The sequence below is a fragment of the Trebonia sp. genome (genome assembly GCF_049794275.1).
Classification (GTDB): Bacteria; Actinomycetota; Actinomycetes; order Streptosporangiales; family Streptosporangiaceae; genus Trebonia.
Genome location: NZ_JBARCR010000692.1, coordinates 1 through 1,578, shown reverse-complemented (window position 1 = coordinate 1,578; position 1,578 = coordinate 1). Strand labels below are relative to the sequence as shown.

Sequence of the window (1,578 nt, the reverse complement as noted above, 5' to 3'; positions counted from 1 at the left end):
CGCCTGCTCCGGTGCCCCCGCCGCCAACGCCGGCCGCGAGCGCCGCGACGATCAGCGGCCGCAGCGCGGGCGGTGCGACGAGGTCACGCTCGCCGCCCGGCAGATCGGGGGGGCTGGCGAGGGCGGTAGAGAGCTGGGAATCTTCGGCAACGGCGGCGAGTAGTCCGGCGAGGCTCATCATGTCCCAAAGTCGCAGGTAATCAGGGCGCGGACAAATCCGGGCAGCCGGAAGCCCCCGGCGCGCCCCAGTCGGTGCCTATGTGCACGACGTCTATTACAAGTTTACGTCCCTGCGCCGGCTCCCACCGCGCGGACCGAATCCCGGCCGCAAAGCCGCGTCAGGAAACAGCGGGCTTTGAGTATCCGGTCAATTACTATTTGTCTCTATGACTACCGCTGGCCGTGATTCGCCTGGCACGGACGTGAAAACGAACGGGTTCTTCGCCGAGCCGCTGCACGACTACACGGTGCGCTGCCTCGGCGGGCCGGTCACCCTGCTGCAGGCCGGCTCCCTCGCTCCGCTGCGGGAACTCGGCATCGGTGAGCTCGCCGAGGACGGGTTCGAGATTTCGGTCACCGCCGTCGACGCCGACCATCCGCTGGCCAAGCGGGCGCTCGATGACGCAAGGACCGGATACGCCGACGTGATCGTTGGCGACCTGCGCACCGTCCCGATCGCGCAGCGTGCCTACGACATCGTCTACTGCGCGGGCCTGCTCGAGCGGGTCCAGCATGTCGAACTGGTGCTCGACCGGCTGGTCAGCGCGCTGAAGCCGGGCGGCCTGCTGCTGATCAGGACCAGGGACAGGTACACCGCCGCGGCCCTGCTCGACCGGCTGCTGCCGGGACCGGCGCGCAAGGCGCTGTGGTCCCGGCTGCACCCGGGCACTCCAGGGCCGTTCCCCACGGTCTACGAGAAGGCGGTCTGCGACGCGGGGATCGCCTCCTACACGCTGATGCGCGGGCTGGTCATCGCCGCGCGCGGGACGGATCGCACGCTGCCGTCGCAGCCAGTCCGGCTATCATCGGCGATGCGTGTCACCTACGCCGCTATCTCCAGGCTGACCCGGGGACGCTTCGGCGACAGCCACGATGAGCTGCTCTACGTGATCCGCAGGCCGCAGGACCAGTCCGCGCGCGTCGTCTAGCGACGCCCGGCGAGCGCAGCACGAAGACGGAGGCGCACGTGACGGTTGAACAGCTGCCGGCCGAGCTGGCCGGCTGGCCCGCGTGGACTCCGGGCGAGGCGCAGCTGGGTGAGCTTGAGCTGATCACTTCTGGCGCGTTCGCCCCGCTGGGCGGCTACCTGACTACCGCCGACCTGACCGCCGTCGCGGCGCGCGGAGAGCTAGCGGACGGCACGCCCTGGCCGGTGCCGGTCACCCTCACCGTCCCGGCCAGCGCCGTTCCCGCGGACGCGGACCACTTGGTACTGCAAGACGCGGAGGGGTCGCCGCTCGCCGTGGTCGAGATCTCTGAACGGGTCCCCCGCGGATCATCGGAACAGCCAGGCCCGATGCTGCGGCTCGCGGGCCCCGTCACGGCGCTGCGCGCCCCGGAACACGGGCCGTTCCGCGC

Annotated in this window: 1 protein-coding gene and 1 pseudogene; both read left to right on the top strand. The window is 70.7% G+C overall.

Features of this window, described 5'->3' with window-relative positions:
* Positions 1 to 386 precede the first annotated feature (386 nt).
* Complete coding sequence (locus tag WA805_RS18490) at positions 387 to 1,148, top strand: class I SAM-dependent methyltransferase (RefSeq protein WP_425242948.1); 762 nt, start codon at positions 387 to 389, stop codon at positions 1,146 to 1,148.
* A 38-nt stretch (positions 1,149 to 1,186) separates the two neighbouring features.
* Positions 1,187 to 1,578: pseudogene (locus WA805_RS18485) on the top strand (adenylyl-sulfate kinase); the annotation flags it as partial.

What these genes read in the sequence shown, in the direction of transcription:
- WA805_RS18490 (WP_425242948.1), top strand. Translation starts at nt 387, where the DNA reads ATGACTACCGCTGGCCGTGATTCGCCTGGCACGGACGTGAAAACGAAC.